15 protein-coding genes are annotated in these 15,594 nt (G+C 62.7%); 14 read left to right on the top strand and 1 reads right to left on the bottom strand.

All coding sequences use genetic code 11. The features are described 5' to 3' along the window. Positions 1–63: 63 nt before the first annotated feature. The 14 genes from rpsB (at position 64) to ACK4SV_RS08115 (ending at position 14,283) form a co-directional block, all read left to right on the top strand. Entirely contained in the window at positions 64–855 is a 792-nt protein-coding gene (rpsB, locus tag ACK4SV_RS08180) for a 30S ribosomal protein S2 (RefSeq protein ID WP_409917326.1), read from the top strand. A 39-nt stretch (positions 856–894) separates the two neighbouring features. Next, positions 895–1,800: a translation elongation factor Ts gene (gene tsf, locus ACK4SV_RS08175; protein WP_409917325.1), complete on the top strand. Its 906-nt coding sequence runs from the start codon at positions 895–897 to the stop codon at positions 1,798–1,800. A 113-nt stretch (positions 1,801–1,913) separates the two neighbouring features. Next, on the top strand, positions 1,914–2,660 hold the full coding sequence (gene pyrH / locus ACK4SV_RS08170) for a UMP kinase (RefSeq protein WP_409917324.1): 747 nt from the start codon (positions 1,914–1,916) through the stop codon (positions 2,658–2,660). Positions 2,661–2,666: 6 nt separating this feature from the next. Continuing rightward, positions 2,667–3,221, top strand: a complete 555-nt coding sequence (gene frr / locus ACK4SV_RS08165) for a ribosome recycling factor (RefSeq protein ID WP_409917323.1) — start codon at positions 2,667–2,669, stop codon at positions 3,219–3,221. Then, positions 3,221–3,979 carry an isoprenyl transferase gene (locus ACK4SV_RS08160; protein ID WP_409917322.1) on the top strand — a complete coding sequence of 253 codons (759 nt, stop codon included), beginning with the start codon at positions 3,221–3,223 and terminating at the stop codon, positions 3,977–3,979. The genes frr and ACK4SV_RS08160 overlap by 1 nt, the downstream gene beginning before the upstream one ends. Further along, positions 3,979–4,797, top strand: coding sequence for a phosphatidate cytidylyltransferase (locus tag ACK4SV_RS08155; RefSeq protein WP_409917321.1), 819 nt, complete (start codon positions 3,979–3,981; stop codon positions 4,795–4,797). The genes ACK4SV_RS08160 and ACK4SV_RS08155 overlap by 1 nt, the downstream gene beginning before the upstream one ends. Positions 4,798–4,800: 3 nt before the next feature. Further along, entirely contained in the window at positions 4,801–5,997 is a 1,197-nt protein-coding gene (gene dxr / locus ACK4SV_RS08150) for a 1-deoxy-D-xylulose-5-phosphate reductoisomerase (protein WP_409917320.1), read from the top strand. A 5-nt stretch (positions 5,998–6,002) separates the two neighbouring features. Next, positions 6,003–7,175, top strand: a complete 1,173-nt coding sequence (locus tag ACK4SV_RS08145; RefSeq protein WP_409917319.1) for a M50 family metallopeptidase — start codon at positions 6,003–6,005, stop codon at positions 7,173–7,175. Positions 7,176–7,211: 36 nt separating this feature from the next. Further along, the gene (gene bamA, locus ACK4SV_RS08140; protein WP_409917318.1) at positions 7,212–9,776 is read left to right on the top strand and encodes an outer membrane protein assembly factor BamA; all 2,565 of its coding nucleotides are present in this window, start codon (positions 7,212–7,214) and stop codon (positions 9,774–9,776) included. A gap of 30 nt (positions 9,777–9,806) precedes the next feature. Beyond that, complete coding sequence (locus tag ACK4SV_RS08135) at positions 9,807–10,394, top strand: OmpH family outer membrane protein (protein ID WP_409917317.1); 588 nt, start codon at positions 9,807–9,809, stop codon at positions 10,392–10,394. Positions 10,395–10,406: 12 nt separating this feature from the next. Continuing rightward, positions 10,407–11,423 carry a UDP-3-O-(3-hydroxymyristoyl)glucosamine N-acyltransferase gene (gene lpxD, locus ACK4SV_RS08130; protein WP_409917316.1) on the top strand — a complete coding sequence of 339 codons (1,017 nt, stop codon included), beginning with the start codon at positions 10,407–10,409 and terminating at the stop codon, positions 11,421–11,423. A gap of 38 nt (positions 11,424–11,461) precedes the next feature. Further along, a complete protein-coding gene (gene lpxA / locus ACK4SV_RS08125; RefSeq protein WP_409917315.1) occupies positions 11,462–12,253 on the top strand; it encodes an acyl-ACP--UDP-N-acetylglucosamine O-acyltransferase in 792 nt (263 codons plus the stop codon). 3 nt (positions 12,254–12,256) lie between these two features. Next, positions 12,257–13,105 (top strand): LpxI family protein, encoded by an 849-nt coding sequence (locus tag ACK4SV_RS08120; protein WP_409917314.1) that lies wholly within the window; start codon positions 12,257–12,259, stop codon positions 13,103–13,105. Continuing rightward, positions 13,102–14,283: a lipid-A-disaccharide synthase gene (locus ACK4SV_RS08115; protein ID WP_409917313.1), complete on the top strand. Its 1,182-nt coding sequence runs from the start codon at positions 13,102–13,104 to the stop codon at positions 14,281–14,283. The genes ACK4SV_RS08120 and ACK4SV_RS08115 overlap by 4 nt, the downstream gene beginning before the upstream one ends. On the opposite strand, the gene ACK4SV_RS08110 is transcribed toward ACK4SV_RS08115, so the two are convergent. Then, entirely contained in the window at positions 14,253–15,563 is a 1,311-nt protein-coding gene (locus tag ACK4SV_RS08110) for a citrate synthase (RefSeq protein ID WP_409917312.1), read from the bottom strand. The two genes, ACK4SV_RS08115 and ACK4SV_RS08110, sit on opposite strands and share 31 nt — an antisense overlap. Positions 15,564–15,594 lie beyond the last annotated feature (31 nt).

Below are 15,594 nucleotides of genomic sequence, written 5' to 3'. Positions count from 1 at the left end.
CATCCGGTGCGGCGGGATAGTCCCGCAGTTCCACCTGCGACGGCCAACCGGATGGAGAAATCGATGGCCCTACCCGAGTTTACCATGCGTCAGCTGCTGGAAGCTGGCGTCCACTTCGGTCACCAGACCCACCGCTGGAACCCGCGCATGAAGCCGTATATTTACGGCGAGCGTTCCGGCATCCACATCATGGACCTGTCGCACACCGTGCCCTCGCTGCACCAGGCGCTGGTTTTCGTGCGTGACACCGTCGCCAAGGGCGGCCGGATCCTGTTTGTCGGCACCAAGCGCCAGGCTCAGGAGCCGGTTGCAGAAGCCGCGCAGCGCTGCGCCCAGTATTACATGAACCACCGCTGGCTCGGCGGCACGCTGACGAACTGGACCACCGTGTCCAACTCGATCCGTCAGCTGCGTGAGCTGAACGCGATGTTCGAAAGCGGCGGCGGCAGCGGCCTCACCAAGAAAGAACTGCTCGACCTGGAGCGCCGCCGCGACAAGCTGCAGCGCGCCCTCGGCGGTATCGCGGACATGGGCGGCCTTCCGGCTGCGATCATCGTGATCGACACGAACAAGGAAGCCATCGCCGTCCAGGAGGCCCGCAAGCTGGGTATCCCGGTCGTTGCCGTGCTCGACACGAACTGCGACCCGGCCGACGCTGATTACGGCTTCCCGGGCAATGACGACGCGGCCCGCGCCATCTCGCTCTACTGCAACCTGTTTGCAGATGCCGTGCTGGATGGTCTGGCTGAGTCCACGGCGGGTCTCGGCATTGACCTGGGCGCGTCCTCGGATGTGGCCACGCTCGCAGACGCGGACGTGAAACTCGCAGATGAAGAAGCGGCTGGCGGCGTCTGAAACGCTGCCTCCGGCAACGCAAACTGAAGGATCGATCTCATGGCTGAGATTACGGCGGCGCTCGTCAAGGAACTTCGTGAGAAGACCGGCGCGGGCATGATGGATGCAAAGAAGGCCCTCGTCGAGAATAACGGCGATCAGGCCGCGGCCGTTGAATGGCTGCGCGCCAAGGGCCTGTCGAAGGCCGCGAAAAAATCGGGCCGGGCGGCGGCTGAGGGCCTTGTGGCCGTCAAGCTGTCGGCTGATGGCAAGACCGGCGCCATTGTCGAGCTGAACGCTGAGACAGACTTCGTTGCCCGCAACGAGATCTTCCAGAAATCGCTCGACGGTATCGCAACTGTCGCCCTCGGCGTTGACGGGGATGTTGAGGCGCTTGCCGCTGCTCCGTCGCCGGACGGCGATGGCACGGTCGATGACCTCATCAAGCGCATGATCGCCACCATCGGCGAGAACATGACGCTACGCCGTTTCAAGCGCCTGACCTCGACGGGCCGGGTTGCCGCTTACATTCACAACGCCGTCGTGCCCGGCATGGGCAATGTCGGCGTGCTTGTCTCGGTCGAAGGTTCGGGTGACCTGGAAGACGCTGGCCGCAAGGTTGCGATGCATGTCGCGGCCACTTCGCCGGCTGCTGCCACCACGGACGAGCTGGACCCCGTCCTCGTCGAGACCGAGAAGCGCGTGCTGACCGAACAGGCCCGCGAGAGCGGCAAGCCGGAAGCGGTGATCGAGAAGATGATCGTCGGCCGGATGCAGAAGTTCTACAAGGAAGTCGTGCTCGTCGAGCAGCCTTTCATCATGGATCCCGACAAGACCGTCGGCGAATTCCTGAAAGGCCAGGGCGCCGCGCTGAAGGGCTTTGTCCACTTCAAGCTGGGTGAGGGCGTCGAAAAGGCGGCCGACAACTTTGCTGATGAAGTGGCCGCACTCACAAAAGGTTCCTGATCGGGCTTGCCTTTGAGCCCGGCAGAGGCTTTGAACAGTCCCGGCCACTCGAAGCGGGTGGCCGGGATTTTTGTATCTTGCTTACCCGCCCGGGAAGCGTGAGGGTGTTAGACATGCCGTCCGGCGAAGCCGATCTCCCGAAGTTGAAATACCGCCGTGTCCTGCTGAAACTGTCAGGTGAGGCCCTTATGGGTCCCGGCCAGTTCGGCATTGACATCCCGACCTGCGAGAAATTCGCCAAGGCAATCGCGGATGCGCGGGCGGCCGGCGCTGAAATGTGCCTCGTCATTGGCGGGGGCAATATCTTCCGCGGTGTTGCTGGCGCAGCGAAAGGCATGGACCGCGCGCAGGCTGATTCGATGGGGATGCTCGCCACCGTCATGAACGCCCTGGCGATGCAGAGCGTGCTGGAAAGCAAGGGCGTGCCGACCCGCGTCCAGTCCGCCATCAGCATGGATGCGATCTGTGAGCCCTATATCCGCCGCCGCGCCCAGCGGCACATGGAGAAGGGCCGCGTCGTGATCTTCGCCGCCGGCATCGGCAATCCGTTCTTTACCACCGATACAGGCGCCGCCCTGCGGGCCATCGAAATGAACTGCGATGCCCTCCTCAAGGGCACCCAGGTCGACGGCGTCTACACGGCCGACCCGAAACTGGACGCCAGCGCGACCCGCTATGATGCCGTCGCCTATCAGGAACTGCTCGCCAAGGACCTGCGCGTGATGGATTCCTCCGCTGTCAGCCTGATGCGCGACAACAATATTCCGATCGTCGTATTCTCCCTGAAAGAAGAGGGATCCCTGCTGAACGTCCTCTACGGCCGCGGCACGTCCACGACGATCAGCAACAAAGGGAGCTGACCAGATATGAGCTACAGCAAACAGGATCTCGAACGCAGGATGGACGGCGCGCTGGCCTCGCTCGCCTCTGAATTCGCGGGCCTCAGGACAGGCCGTGCTTCCGTAAACCTGCTGGATTCCATTCAGGTTCCGGCCTATGGCGGCGTCGTGCCGCTCAGCCAGGTCGCCTCAGTCACGGTGACTGATACGCGGATGCTGTCTGTGAATGTCTGGGACAAGTCCGTTGTGGGCGCGACAGACCGGGCCATCCGGGATTCCGGCCTCGGCCTGAACCCGGTCATGGACGGCCAGACGCTGCGCATCCCGATCCCGGCGCTGAATGAGGAACGCCGCGTCGAGTTGACCCGCATTGCCGGAAAGTATGCCGAAGCCGCCCGGGTGGCTGTGCGCAATGTCCGCAGGGACGGGATGGATACGCTCAAGAAAATGGAAAAAGATGGCGAAATCAGCGAAGATCGCCATCGCGCGTTGACTGAAGAAGTGCAGAAGCTGACGGATGCCTTTGTTCAACGGGTCGATGAGGCCCTGAAAGCGAAGGAAGCGGAGATCATGCAGGTTTAATGTCCAGGGTGATTGCCCCGACAGATCTTGCGGCGGCTGGGCCCGGTCCTGCTGTCCCGCAGCACGTGGCGATCATCATGGATGGCAATGGCCGCTGGGCAACGGCCCGGCACCTGCCGCGCACCGCTGGCCATGAGCGCGGCGTTGAAGCCCTGCGCCGGACCGTTGAGGCGGCCGGAGACCTCGGCATCCGCTACCTGACCGTCTTCTCCTTCTCGACTGAAAACTGGCGCCGGCCCGCTGCCGAAGTCAGCACGCTGTTCAGCCTGCTCAAGACCTATGTGCAGCTCGACCTTGCCCGCCTCAAGCGGGAAGGGGTCCGCATCCGGGTCATCGGTGAGCGGGGCGGGCTTCCGCCGGACATCGCAAGCCTCGTCTCGATGGCAGAGGCCGAAACGCGTGATAATGCGCGGTTCAATCTGACCATTGCCTTCAATTATGGCTCGCGCGATGAAATCGCCCGCGCCGCCTCGGCGTTCGCCCGGGATGTGGCAGACGGAAAGTGCAGCGCAGACATCCGCGAGGCCGACTTTGCCCGCTACCTCGACACGAGCGGTCTTCCTGACCCTGACCTGATGGTCCGGACCAGCGGTGAGTACCGGATCAGCAATTTCCTGCTCTGGCAGGCTGCCTATGCGGAGCTGGTGTTTCTGGATGTGCTCTGGCCCGATTTTGGCCGCGCGCAGCTTGAAGAAGCCCTCCGGCGCTACGCCGAACGGGAGCGCAGGTACGGCGCGGTCTCGCCGGGAGCCGGCTGATGGGCGATTGGACACCGGCCGACCGGCGGTTTTCCGAATTACCTTTGCGCCTCGCTTCTGCCCTTGTCCTTATTCCGCTGGCTCTTGGCGCCGTCTGGATGGGCGGTATCTGGCTCGCTGCCGCGTGTGCGGCATTCGCCTATGTGATGATGCTGGAATGGTGCGGGATGAGCGCGGCGGCACAGCCGCGCATCCAGGCGGTGCTTGGCGCGGTTTTTGGGTTGTCGCTCGCGGCAAATGAACTGTGGCTGCCGGTGGCCGCCCTGATGGCGGGAGGCGTCTTTGCGGTGCTCACGGCCCATGGGGGCGCGAAGGCCCGTCTGACCGCAGGGTTTGGCGTCATCTACGTCTATGCGATGGTCGGGGCGCTCTATGGCCTGCGCGAGGGGCCATGGGACGGGCGCGCCGCCGCGCTGTATTTCATGTCCTTCGTCTGGGCTTCGGATGCAGCCGCTTACTTTGTTGGCCGGGCCCTGCGGGGGCCCCGGCTGCTGCCGAGCGAGAGCCCGAACAAGACCTGGAGCGGCGCGTTGGGCGCGATCATCGCCTGCAGCGTTTGCGGCTATTCGGCCGCCAGCCTACAACAGGCCGATCACGGGATCTGGATCATGACCGGCATTGCCATTTCAATCTTTGCACAGGCCGGCGACCTGTTCGAAAGCGGCCTGAAACGGCGCTTCAAGGTCAAGGATTCCGGCACGATCCTGCCCGGCCATGGCGGGCTGCTCGACCGTGTGGACGGCCTTGGTGCGGTCAGCATTGCGGGCTGCCTTGCATTGGCCGCAATCCCGGGCTTTTCAGGCGCTTTGGGGCTGTAGGACATGGCGGCGCGGCGCATTTCCATCGCGGGTTCGACAGGGTCGATCGGCTGTTCAGCCGTCGATGTGATCCAGCATGCCCGCGATACCGGCGCCGGTGACTTCGAAATCGTTGCCCTGGCCAGCGGCAGCAATGTGGAGAGGCTCGCTGAGCAGGCTTTGCTGCTCCGACCGGAACTCGCTGTCATCGCAGACGAAACTCGCCGGGAAGAACTCGACGCCCGGCTTTCGGGAAGCGGAATCAAGGTCGCTGCAGGCACCTCCGCCCTCAACGAGGCTGCCGCCATGCCGTGCGACCGGTTCCTGGCGGCCATCGTTGGGGCTGCCGGTCTCGAATCGACGCTTTCTGCCGTGCGCGCCGGCAATGATGTCGCTATCGCGAACAAGGAAAGCATCGTCTGTGGGGGGCAGGTGATCCTCAGCGAGGCACAGAAATACGGCGCAAAAGTCCTGCCGGTGGACTCAGAGCACAGCGCGATCTTCCAATGCCTCGGAGATGGCCGCTCCATCGAGCTGTTAACGATCACTGCCTCCGGCGGGCCGTTTCGCACGGCCAGCCTCGAAGAAATGGCCCGGGCGACGCCGGCTCAGGCCGCAGCCCACCCCAACTGGTCGATGGGGGTCAAGAATTCCATCGACAGCGCCACCCTGATGAACAAGGCGCTGGAGTTCATCGAGGCCTCTGTCCTGTTCGACATGCCGCCTGAGCGGATCGATGTCGTCGTGCACCCGCAATCCATCGTGCACGGCATGGCGCATTTCACCGACGGGTCGGTGATTGCGCAGCTCAGCACGCCCGACATGAAGGCCCCGATTTCCTATGCTCTCGGCTGGCCGGACCGGATCCCGACCACGGTGAACCGGCTGCACCTGTCCCAGCTCGCAAGGCTTGATTTCGAGGAAGTGGACGAGGCGCGATTCCCCGCAATCCGGCTCGCGCGCGAGGCGATCGCGCTCGGCCCCGGGGGACGGGTTGTATTAAATAGCGCTAATGAGGCAGCCTTCGAGGCGTTTACCAACGGATCCTGCGGATTTCTGGACATTACAAGGTCAGTGGAAGACGCACTCGAGCGCTTTTCTTCCGGCAGTTTTGCCTCTAGCAAATGCGAAACGCTTGAGGAAATTGCGGAAGTTGGCCGGTATGGGGCATTTCTTGCATCTGACTGGCTGGAACGCGCCCGAAAGCGGGCAGGAGGGTGATCACAGTGGATCAAGTTCTCAGCCAGGGCCCGCTTTTTATTGTGTGCCTTATCTTCATGATGGGCATCGTGGTCGTGGTTCACGAATTCGGGCACTATCTCGCAGCCCGTTACTATGGCGCGGCGGTTGAGTCGTTCTCGGTCGGTTTCGGCAAGACATTGTTCGAACGCCGTGATTCGAGGGGCACGCGCTGGCGGCTGAACATGGTCCCGCTGGGCGGCTTCGTCGCCTTTATCCCTGAACCCAAACAGGACGCACCCGCGCCGGCGCCTGACGAGCCTGTCATTCGGGGCGTGCCTTTTGATTCGCTGAAGCCTTTCCCCAAGATCGTTGTCAGCCTCGCCGGCCCGGTTGCCAATTTCATCCTCGCCATCCTGATGTTTGCGCTGATCATCTGGGCCAACGGGATCGGGCGCTACACGGTTGTCTTCGCGGATGTTCTGCCCGGGCAGCCGGCTGCCGAGGCCGGGGTCGAGCAGGGGGACCGCCTCCTTCAGATCAACGGGCGTGAGATCCGCAGCCGCGGGGACGCGCTCTCGATCATCCTCGTCAACCCGAATCAGGGCCTGACCTTCTCGCTGCAGCGCGGTGAGGAGATGCTGGACCTGATCGTCACACCGCAGGAAGTCGTCAGGCCCAACGAGTTCGGGCAGATCGTCCCGCAGAGCACGATCGGCGTGCGAATGGGCCAGGTAGAGTGGATGGAGCCGGTCCGGCACGGGCCGCTCGGATCGCTCGCCGCCGGCACGATGCAGACCGGCCGGACGATCGAGCAGACGGTGACGATGCTCAGCCGCATCATCACCGGCAACATGTCCATCCACACCATGTCCGGTCCCGTCGGGATTGGCGACATCTCCCGCAGGGTCGTGAACCGTGTCGTCGAGCATCCGACGCTGACGCCGTGGCAAAAGACCCAGCAGCTTTTCTGGATGCTGATGAGCCTGTGCGCGGCTGTCTCGGTCGGGGTCGGATTCTTCAACCTGCTGCCACTGCCAGTGCTGGATGGCGGTCGGGTTGTGTTTCATGCATACGAAGCTGTGACCGGGGCGAGGTTGCCCGGCCAGGTGGAGGCGATGGCATTGCGGACAGGCTTATTCCTGCTGCTTTTGCTGGTGGTTGTTATCACCTGGGGCGATATCCTCGAGACCGGACTGTTCGGGCGGGGGGGCGGCTGACCGACCGTTGGCCCTAGACAGAAAGTGTTTTCCAAGATGCGCAAGTTTCTCGCAGCCACTGTTCTTGCTTCGAGCACGCTCGGCCTAGGTATCAATAATTTCGGGATGCTGGCCGAGGCTCAGGAAGATGTGCGCTATGGCGGCACCATCCGGAGCATTCTGGTCGAAGGCAACCAGCGGATCGAGGCGCGCACGGTCCAGTCCTACCTGCTGCTGGAGCCGGGCGACCCGTTTGATCCGGAGCGGATTGACCTGTCGCTGAAGACGCTGTTCGCGACCAACCTGTTCGCCGACGTCTCGATTGACCGGCGCGGGGATGACCTTCTGATCCAGGTGGTCGAAAACCCGATCATCAACCGCGTCATCTTCGAGGGCAACCGGGCCCTGCGCGATGACAAGCTGCGCGAGGAAGTCCAGGCCGCGCCGCGCGGCGTGTTCACCGCTGCCCGCGTTCAGGCAGACGTGCAGCGCATTCTCGAACTTTACCGCCGGTCTGGCCGCTTCGCAGCCAAGGTGGAGCCGCAATACAAGCCACTTGCCCAGAACCGCGTCGACCTGATTTTCGAAATCACCGAAGGCCCGACGACCGGCGTGCGCGCCATCAACTTTATCGGCAACAAGGCCTATTCGGACTCCCGGCTGCGCAGCGAGATCGTCACGCGCCAGTCGCGGCTGTGGCGCTTCTTCAGCTCCAACGACAATTACGATGCCAACCGGCTGGAGTTCGACCGGGAAAAGCTCCGTGAGTTCTATCAGAACAACGGCTATTACGACTTCCGCGTCGTCTCGGCCGTGGCGGAAATGACGCCGGACCAGAGAGACTTCTACATCACCTATACGGTCGATGAGGGGCGCCAGTATGATTTCGGCACCATTCGTGTCGAGACGGCCCTGGAAAAGCTCGATGCGGATGTGCTGCGGTCGGTCGTCCCGATCCAGGAAGGGCAACTTTTCCGCGGGTCATTGATTGAAGCGACGATCGACTCCCTCACCTACGCCGCCGGTATCGCGGGCTACGCCTTTGTGGATGTCCGGCCCCAAGTCAGCGTGAATGAGCAGACCGGCCGCATCGACATCACCTTCGCAATCGATGAAGGCCCGCGCGTCTACATCGAGCGGATCAACATTGTGGGCAACACCCAGACGCTTGATCGCGTGATCCGCCGTGAGCTGAGAATTTCGGAGGGCGATGCCTTCAACCGAATCCTGCTCGACCGTTCGCGCAACCGGGTTCGCGCCCTCGGCTTCTTCAAGAATGTCGAGATCACCGAGACACCAAGCGAGCAGCCGGACCGGACAATCGTCGAACTGAAAGTCGAGGAGCAGTCGACCGGCGAACTTTCGTTTGCTGCCGGCTTCTCCTCGGTCGATGCCTATCTGTTCGATCTCAGCGCTTCGCAGCGCAACCTGCGGGGCCGTGGCCAATCGGTCGTTGCCCGCACCTCGCTTTCCAGCCGGCAGCAGGTTGTAGACCTTCGCTTCACAGAACCGCGCTTCCTCGACAGGAACCTCTCGGCCGGTGTTGAGATGTTTGCGACCCGGCAGGATTTTGAAGAGTTCACTGGCTTCAAGAGCGAGACAATCGGCGGCGGTCTGCGCATGGCCTTCCCGCTGTCGGACCGGATGCAGATGGGCCTCAGCTATCGTCTGCAGTCGGATGATGTGAACATCACCGACCGGAACATCATCATTGACGAAAACGGCAATCTCCTCCGCACGATCGTTCAGATTGCGGGCCAGGATACGCCCGATGATCCGTTCGATGACTTGTTCCGGGAGCCGCGCCCGGAAGATGTGGGTCCAGGTGAGTTTCTGGTCGATATCTGTGATCCGGCTTACCTGTTCCGCGACACGATCTGCCGATCGGAGCGCAACGATATCTCGAGCATCATCGGCTACAGTTTGTTCCTTGACCGGACGAATGACCCGATCTCGCCAACGCGCGGCTTTGACCTTCGCTTCAGCCAGGACATTGCCGGCATCGGCGGGGATGTGCGCTATATCCGCACCGAGGCAGGGCTGTCCTTCTATCGCGGCATCTGGCGCGATGTGGTGGCAAGCGCGCGCTTCGCCGGCGGTTACGTGCATACACTCGACGAGCAGCAAGGCGTGCGGATCAACAACCGGTTCTTCCGGGGTGGCAGCACGTTCCGCGGATTTGATGTCGCGGGCCTTGGGCCGCGTGAAATCCTGCGAATTTTTGATCCGAACACGGGCGAAATCGTTGATACGCGCCGCCTCAACTCGCTTGGCGGCAACGCCTACTATCAGGGTACGTTCGAATTGACCGTGCCCAACTTCATCCCGGAGGAATACGGGATCCGGAGTGCAGTCTTTGTGGATGTCGGCTCACTGGGGCTGTTGTCCGATGTCGACAAGGGCGATCCCATTTTCATCACGGATCCGGCGATTCTCGGTCTTGGCGATCTTAATGCCGTCAGACTGACAAAGGACTCGCTATCGCTTCGGGCGTCGGCTGGTCTCAGTGTTTTCTGGGACTCGCCATTCGGACCCATCCGGTTCGACTTCTCTCAGATCATTCGCAGGGAAGAGTATGACCGGACCGAAACCTTCCGCTTCTCGACCTCAACACGGTTCTGAGCCTCTCAGCCCCCATCAGGATAACCTGCCATGACCCTTTTCCGCTTTCTCCTCGCCGCACTGGCGATTTCGCTGGCGTCTATCATCCACGCAGTCCCGGCCGCACATGCTCAGGGTACGACCATTATCGTGATCGATGAACTTCGCATCTTCCAGGAAAGCCGCGCGGGCCGTGATATCGTGACCAAGCTGCAGAACATCCGTACCCAGCTTGATGGCGAAGTCGCTCCGCTTGCCCGGACGGTGGATACACTGGCCGAAGCGCTGCAGCCGAAACTTCAGGGCAAGACACCAGAGCAGATTTCGGCGGACGCAGCGATTGTCGCTGAGTTCAACACCTTCCAGCAACGCCGCCAGGAGCTTGCGCAGCGCCAGCAGGTCGTCTCCCAGGAGTTCACGCTCACCCGGCAAAAGGCGCTGGCTGATTTCAACACCGCGCTGGAACCGGTCGTCCTGGAAGTGATGCGTGAGCGCGGTGCCCAGATCGTGATCGAAAAGGACATGGCTTTGGTCGTTGCGGACAGTGTTGATGTCTCCGCCGATGTCATCTCCAAGCTCGATCAGCGTACACCGGCGATTGCTGTGACCCGCCAGCGCCTGCCGGCCCAGCAACAGTAACCGGTTGCCCGTATGGCCGTCGATCCCCGCTTTTTTGCTCCGGAAGCACCCTTGTCACTTGGACAGGCTGCGGAGCTGACAGGCGCGGATCTGGCCGGCGATGCGGATTTCCAGATCGCGGGTATCGCTTCATCAGCCCATGCCCGCCCCGGCGAACTCGCATTCCTTGACGGAGATGGGCGGGCGGCGCCGGATCTGAGCCCGGCTCTCCAAGCTGTTGTGACGACGCCTGCAATGCGCGGGCATGTGCCAGAAGGCGTGAGCGTCCTGGAAACCCGCTTCGCGCGGCACGCCCACAGCGTCATCGCAAAGGCGCTGTTCCGGCCTCGCCACCTGATGCCAACCGGCAGCGAGCGGCTGAATGAGAACGCCTCGATCCATCCCAAAGCGCTCATTGCTCCGGGCGCGGTGGTTGGGGCAGGGGCTGCAATAGGAGAGGGCACGGTCGTTCTTCCCAATGCAGTCATCGGCCCGGGGGTCCAGATCGGGCGCAACTGTGTCATTGGCGCCGGTGTGTCGATCATCTGCGCGCTGATCGGCGACCATGTCTCCATTCTCTCCGGTGCGCGGATCGGAGAGGCCGGGTTCGGCGTGTTGAGCGGTCCAGCCGGCGCAGAGGACGCGCCTCATTTCGGCCGTGTGATTATCCAGGACCATGTCACGATTGGTGCAAATACCTGTATCGACCGCGGCGTGTTCGAGGACACGATCATCGGTGAGCGCACCAAGATCGACAATCTCTGCCAGATTGCCCACAATGTTCAGCTCGGGCGCAGCGTGATCGTGGCCGCCTTCGGCGGCATCTCCGGCTCCGTCCGCGTCGGCGACGGGTCCATGCTCGGCGGCCGGGTCGGCATTGCGGATCATGTCACGGTGGGTGAGCGCGTCAGCCTCGCCGCTTCGGCAGGCCTTTTCCGGGATGTGGATGCCGGCGAAACCTGGGGCGGCACACCGGCGAAACCGATCCGGCAGTGGATGCGCGAGATTGCCTGGTTGCAGAAGCAGACAAACCCCAAGAAAACCAGCTGATATCCCGGTCAGCAGCCAAGCAGCAGGGCAGGCGCCGCATGAGCGTTCAAATCCATCCCACCGCCTTCGTCGAAGAAGGTGCGATCCTTCATCCCGGCGTGCGCATCGGGCCATTCTGCCATGTCGGTCCAAACGTTGAATTGGGCGCCGGCACAGAGCTCATGTCCCACGCGGTGGTGACAGGCCACACCACGCTGGGCGAGAACTGCACGCTCTATCCGCACGCTGTGCTGGGATCTGACCCGCAGGTGATCGGCGTGCGCGCGCCGCCAGACTCCCGGCTCGAAATCGGCGCGGGCAGCGTGTTCCGCGAATTTGCCACCGCCCATAGCGGCTCGCCGAAGTCCGGAGGCGTTACCCGCGTCGGTACGGGTTGCTACGTCATGGTCGGCGCACACATCGCGCATGATTGCCGCATCGGCAACAATGTGGTGATGGCGAACAATGTCTCCCTCGCTGGCCATATCGAGGTAGGCGACCATGTCTGGTTTGGGGGCTCTGCTGCGGTCCACCAGTTCACGCGGATTGGCCGCAACGCCTTTATTGGAGGTGGCGCCATTTTGGTAGAGGATGTGATTCCGTTCGGGTCGGTTGTCGGCAATCATGCGAAACTCGCGGGCCTGAATGTGGTCGGCCTCAGACGCCGGGGCTTCAGCAAATCTGACATGCATACCATTCGCGCCGCCTACCGCGCGATCTTTGAGGGAGAAGGTCTCTTCCAAGACAGACTGGCTGCCGCAGCCGAAACCTATGCTGCTCAGCCTCTGGCCATGGAGCTGATCGACTTCATTCGCGAGGGCGGCGACCGGCCCATCTGCAAGCCGGCCTGAGCCATGAGCGCGCCGCTGGGTCTCATCGCAGGGCTCGGCGACCTACCGGTCGCCATCGCCGAGAATGCTGAGGCCAGCGGGCAGGGCGTCTATGTCATCCGTCTGAAAGGCTTTGAAGAGCCCCGCCTCGCTTCCTTTCCGGGTAGCGTTGCCGGTCTCGGCGAAGTGGGCGCGGTGCTGGAACGGCTCAAATCTGCCGGGTGCCGGGATGTGGTGTTCGCCGGCAATGTCAGCCGTCCGGATTTCAGGAACCTGAAGCTCGATCTCAAGGGTCTCTCGATGCTGCCGAAAGTCCTGGCTGAGGCCCGGCGCGGCGATGATGCGCTGCTGCGGGTCCTCGTTTCGGAATTCGAGCGCAGCGGCTTCAACGTCATAGGCAGCGATGCAGCCCATCAAGCCCTCCTGGCGCCAGCCGGCTTGATCTGCGGTCCGATGCCGGCCCCTGAAATCATGGCGGACATCGAAACTGCCGCCCGCGTCGCCGCTGCAACCGGCGCCCTCGATATTGGGCAGGGCTGCGTCGTGTGTGACGGGCTGGTCCTGGCTGTCGAGGCGCAGGAGGGCACGGACGCCATGCTGCGCCGGTGCGCCAGCTTGCCCGAGGCGATCCGGGGCACACCGTCTGAGCCGCGAGGCGTCCTTGTGAAGCGTCCGAAGCCGCTTCAGGAACGCCGGATCGACCTGCCGACAACGGGCGTGTCCACTGTTGAACTGGCTGCGGCAGCCGGGCTGGCAGGCATCGCCATCGAGGCAGGGGGCGCCCTGATGCTCAATCGCGCCGGCATGATCGAGGCGGCAGAGGCGCATGGCCTGTTCCTGTTCGGCTTCGCGCCTGAGACCGGCCTGCCGTGAGCGGGCAGCACATCTACTTCGTTGCAGCGGAAGCCTCCGGCAGCCTGCTCGCGCTCGAAGTGATCTCGGAGATACGTGATCGGCGCCCCGATGTACAGATCAGTGCCATTGGCGGCCGCGAGCTTTCGGCAGCGGGCCTCGTATCACCGGTCGATGTGTCGCCGCTCTCGGTTCTCGGATTTCTGGAAGGTATCAAGGCTTATGGCGATGTCGTGCGGCTCGCCGATGCGGCCTGCGCCGAGATCATTCGGGCCGCACCCGATGTGGTTGTCCTCGTCGACTCCTGGGGCTTCATGCTGCGGGTTGCGCAGCGCCTGAGGCTTGCGGCGCCGCACATCCGTCTCGTCAAGCTGATCGGCCCGCAGGTCTGGGCGACACGGCCCGGCCGGGCGCGCACCTTGGCGTCTACCGTCGATCATTTGCTGTGCATGTACGATCTGGAGGGGCCGTTTTATGAGCCTTTTGGCCTCAAAACGACGGTCATCGGCAACCCCGCCCTGCATCGCGGTGGGCGCGGTGACCGGGAGGGCTTCCGCGCAGCGTACAAGCTCGCCCCGGAGGACAGGGCCATCCTGATCCTGCCCGGCAGCCGCACGAGCGAGGTCCGGCGTGTCGCGCCTGCGATGATGGACGCAGCTCGCCTGATCCGAAAAGCTGATCCTCAGGTGCGGTTGTTCGTTCAGCCGGCAGGTTCGATCAGCGAACAGTTCAAGGCGCGCTTCTCTGCAGACCTTGGCGTCTTTACGCTGCTTGAGGATGAAAAGGCCCGCTTTGACGCGATGGCCGGCGCGGATGTCGTGATCGCCTGTTCTGGCACGGTGACCAGTGAAGTCGCGATGCAGGGAACCCCGATGGCGGTCTGCTACAAGACCGGCTGGATGACCTGGGCGCTTGCGCGAGGCCTCCTCTACAAGCGCACGCACATCACCCTGCTCAATATTCTGAATGAAGACAGCCCGGTGGTCCCTGAATTCGTACAGACCCAGCTGAAGCCAGATCTGATCGCACGCACCGTCTCAGGCTGGCTGCAGGATCCGGAAGCCCTCAATGCGCAAAAACGGCGTCAGGCTGAAGCCTTGCCGCGCCTCATTCAAACAGAAACCCCGGCGGCACGGGTGGCCGCCGGGGCAATCCTGTCAGAGCTGGCTCAGGCCGGCCGGTTGGCGATCGAGACGTAGTCCCGCATCGGCGCGCCAGTGTAGATCTGGCGCGGACGGCCGATCTTCTGGGTCGGATCGTCCAGCATTTCGTTCAGCTGCGAGACCCAGCCAACGGTCCGGGCCACTGCGAACAGCACCGTGAACATCTTGGTCGGGAAGCCGATCGCCTCGAGGATGATACCCGAATAGAAATCGACGTTCGGGTAGAGCTTCTTCGCAACGAAATAGTCGTCCTGCAGCGCGATCCGCTCGAGCTCCATTGCCACCTGCAGCAGCGGGTGGTCACGCAGGTCCAGCGCATCGAGCACTTCATGCGCTGTCTTCGCCATCACCTTGGCGCGCGGGTCGTAGTTCTTGTAGACGCGGTGACCGAAGCCCATCAGGCGCACGCCGCTCGACTTGTCCTTCACCTTCTTCACGAAGTCCGGAACGTTATCGACCGTGCCGATCTCCCGCAGCTGGCGGAGGGCCGCTTCGTTCGCGCCGCCATGGCTTGGGCCCCAGAGGCTGGCAACACCTGCCGCGATGGCCGCAAACGGGTGAGCGCCCGACGAGGCAACAAGGCGCACGGTCGAGGTCGATGCGTTCTGCTCGTGATCGGCGTGCAGCATGAAGAACCGGTCCATCGCGCGCGCGACAACCGGGTTCACTTCATAGTCCTCGGCCGTCACCGAGAAGCACATGTTGAGGAAGTTTTCGGAATAGGACAGCCGGTTCAGAGGGTCGATGAACTTCTGGCCGATGTTGTATTTCATGCAGCGGGCGGCAATCGTCGGCATCTTGGCGATCAGTCTGATCGAGCTGATACGGCGTTCTTCCGGATCCTCATTGCCCATCGCGCCCGGATAGAAAGCCGCCATGCCGCCGACGGCGCCGGTCAGCATCGCCATCGGGTGGCTGTCACGCCGGAAGCCGTCGAAGAAGCGGTCCTGCTGAGTGTGAAGCAGGGTGTGCTGGCGGATTTCCTTCCAGAAATCATTGTATTGTTCGCGGCTGGGCAGCTCGCCATTCAGCAGCAGGTAGCAGAGCTCGATATAGTTCGAATGCTCCGCCAGCTGCTCGATCGGATAGCCGCGGTGCAGCAGGATGCCTTCATCCCCGTCGATGAACGTGATCTGGCTCTCGCAGCTGCCCGTGGAGGTGAAGCCCGGGTCCAGCGTGAAATGATCCGTCTCGGCATAGAGCTTCCGGATATCGATCACGTTCGGGCCATGCGATCCCGAATAGACCGGCAGGTCAACGGCCTTGCCGTTCACTTCGAGCTTTGCCGTTCCAGCGTTCTTGACCTTGTTTTCCATCAGCCTCTTACCCTGTCTGCTATAGTTGGGC

The sequence above is a fragment of the Hyphomonas sp. genome (assembly GCF_046313735.1).
Taxonomy (GTDB): domain Bacteria; phylum Pseudomonadota; class Alphaproteobacteria; order Caulobacterales; family Hyphomonadaceae; genus Hyphomonas.
This window is presented reverse-complemented; position numbering and strand designations above follow the sequence as displayed.

Coding starts and splice junctions, on each gene's coding strand:
- lpxA (WP_409917315.1), top strand. CDS start 11,462: ATGAGCGTTCAAATCCATCCCACCGCCTTCGTCGAAGAAGGTGCGATC.
- ACK4SV_RS08120 (WP_409917314.1), top strand. CDS start 12,257: ATGAGCGCGCCGCTGGGTCTCATCGCAGGGCTCGGCGACCTACCGGTC.
- frr (WP_409917323.1), top strand. CDS start 2,667: ATGAGCTACAGCAAACAGGATCTCGAACGCAGGATGGACGGCGCGCTG.
- bamA (WP_409917318.1), top strand. CDS start 7,212: ATGCGCAAGTTTCTCGCAGCCACTGTTCTTGCTTCGAGCACGCTCGGC.
- ACK4SV_RS08135 (WP_409917317.1), top strand. CDS start 9,807: ATGACCCTTTTCCGCTTTCTCCTCGCCGCACTGGCGATTTCGCTGGCG.
- ACK4SV_RS08110 (WP_409917312.1), bottom strand. CDS start 15,563: ATGGAAAACAAGGTCAAGAACGCTGGAACGGCAAAGCTCGAAGTGAAC.
- dxr (WP_409917320.1), top strand. CDS start 4,801: ATGGCGGCGCGGCGCATTTCCATCGCGGGTTCGACAGGGTCGATCGGC.
- ACK4SV_RS08155 (WP_409917321.1), top strand. CDS start 3,979: ATGGGCGATTGGACACCGGCCGACCGGCGGTTTTCCGAATTACCTTTG.
- tsf (WP_409917325.1), top strand. CDS start 895: ATGGCTGAGATTACGGCGGCGCTCGTCAAGGAACTTCGTGAGAAGACC.
- rpsB (WP_409917326.1), top strand. CDS start 64: ATGGCCCTACCCGAGTTTACCATGCGTCAGCTGCTGGAAGCTGGCGTC.
- ACK4SV_RS08160 (WP_409917322.1), top strand. CDS start 3,221: ATGTCCAGGGTGATTGCCCCGACAGATCTTGCGGCGGCTGGGCCCGGT.
- pyrH (WP_409917324.1), top strand. CDS start 1,914: ATGCCGTCCGGCGAAGCCGATCTCCCGAAGTTGAAATACCGCCGTGTC.
- lpxD (WP_409917316.1), top strand. CDS start 10,407: ATGGCCGTCGATCCCCGCTTTTTTGCTCCGGAAGCACCCTTGTCACTT.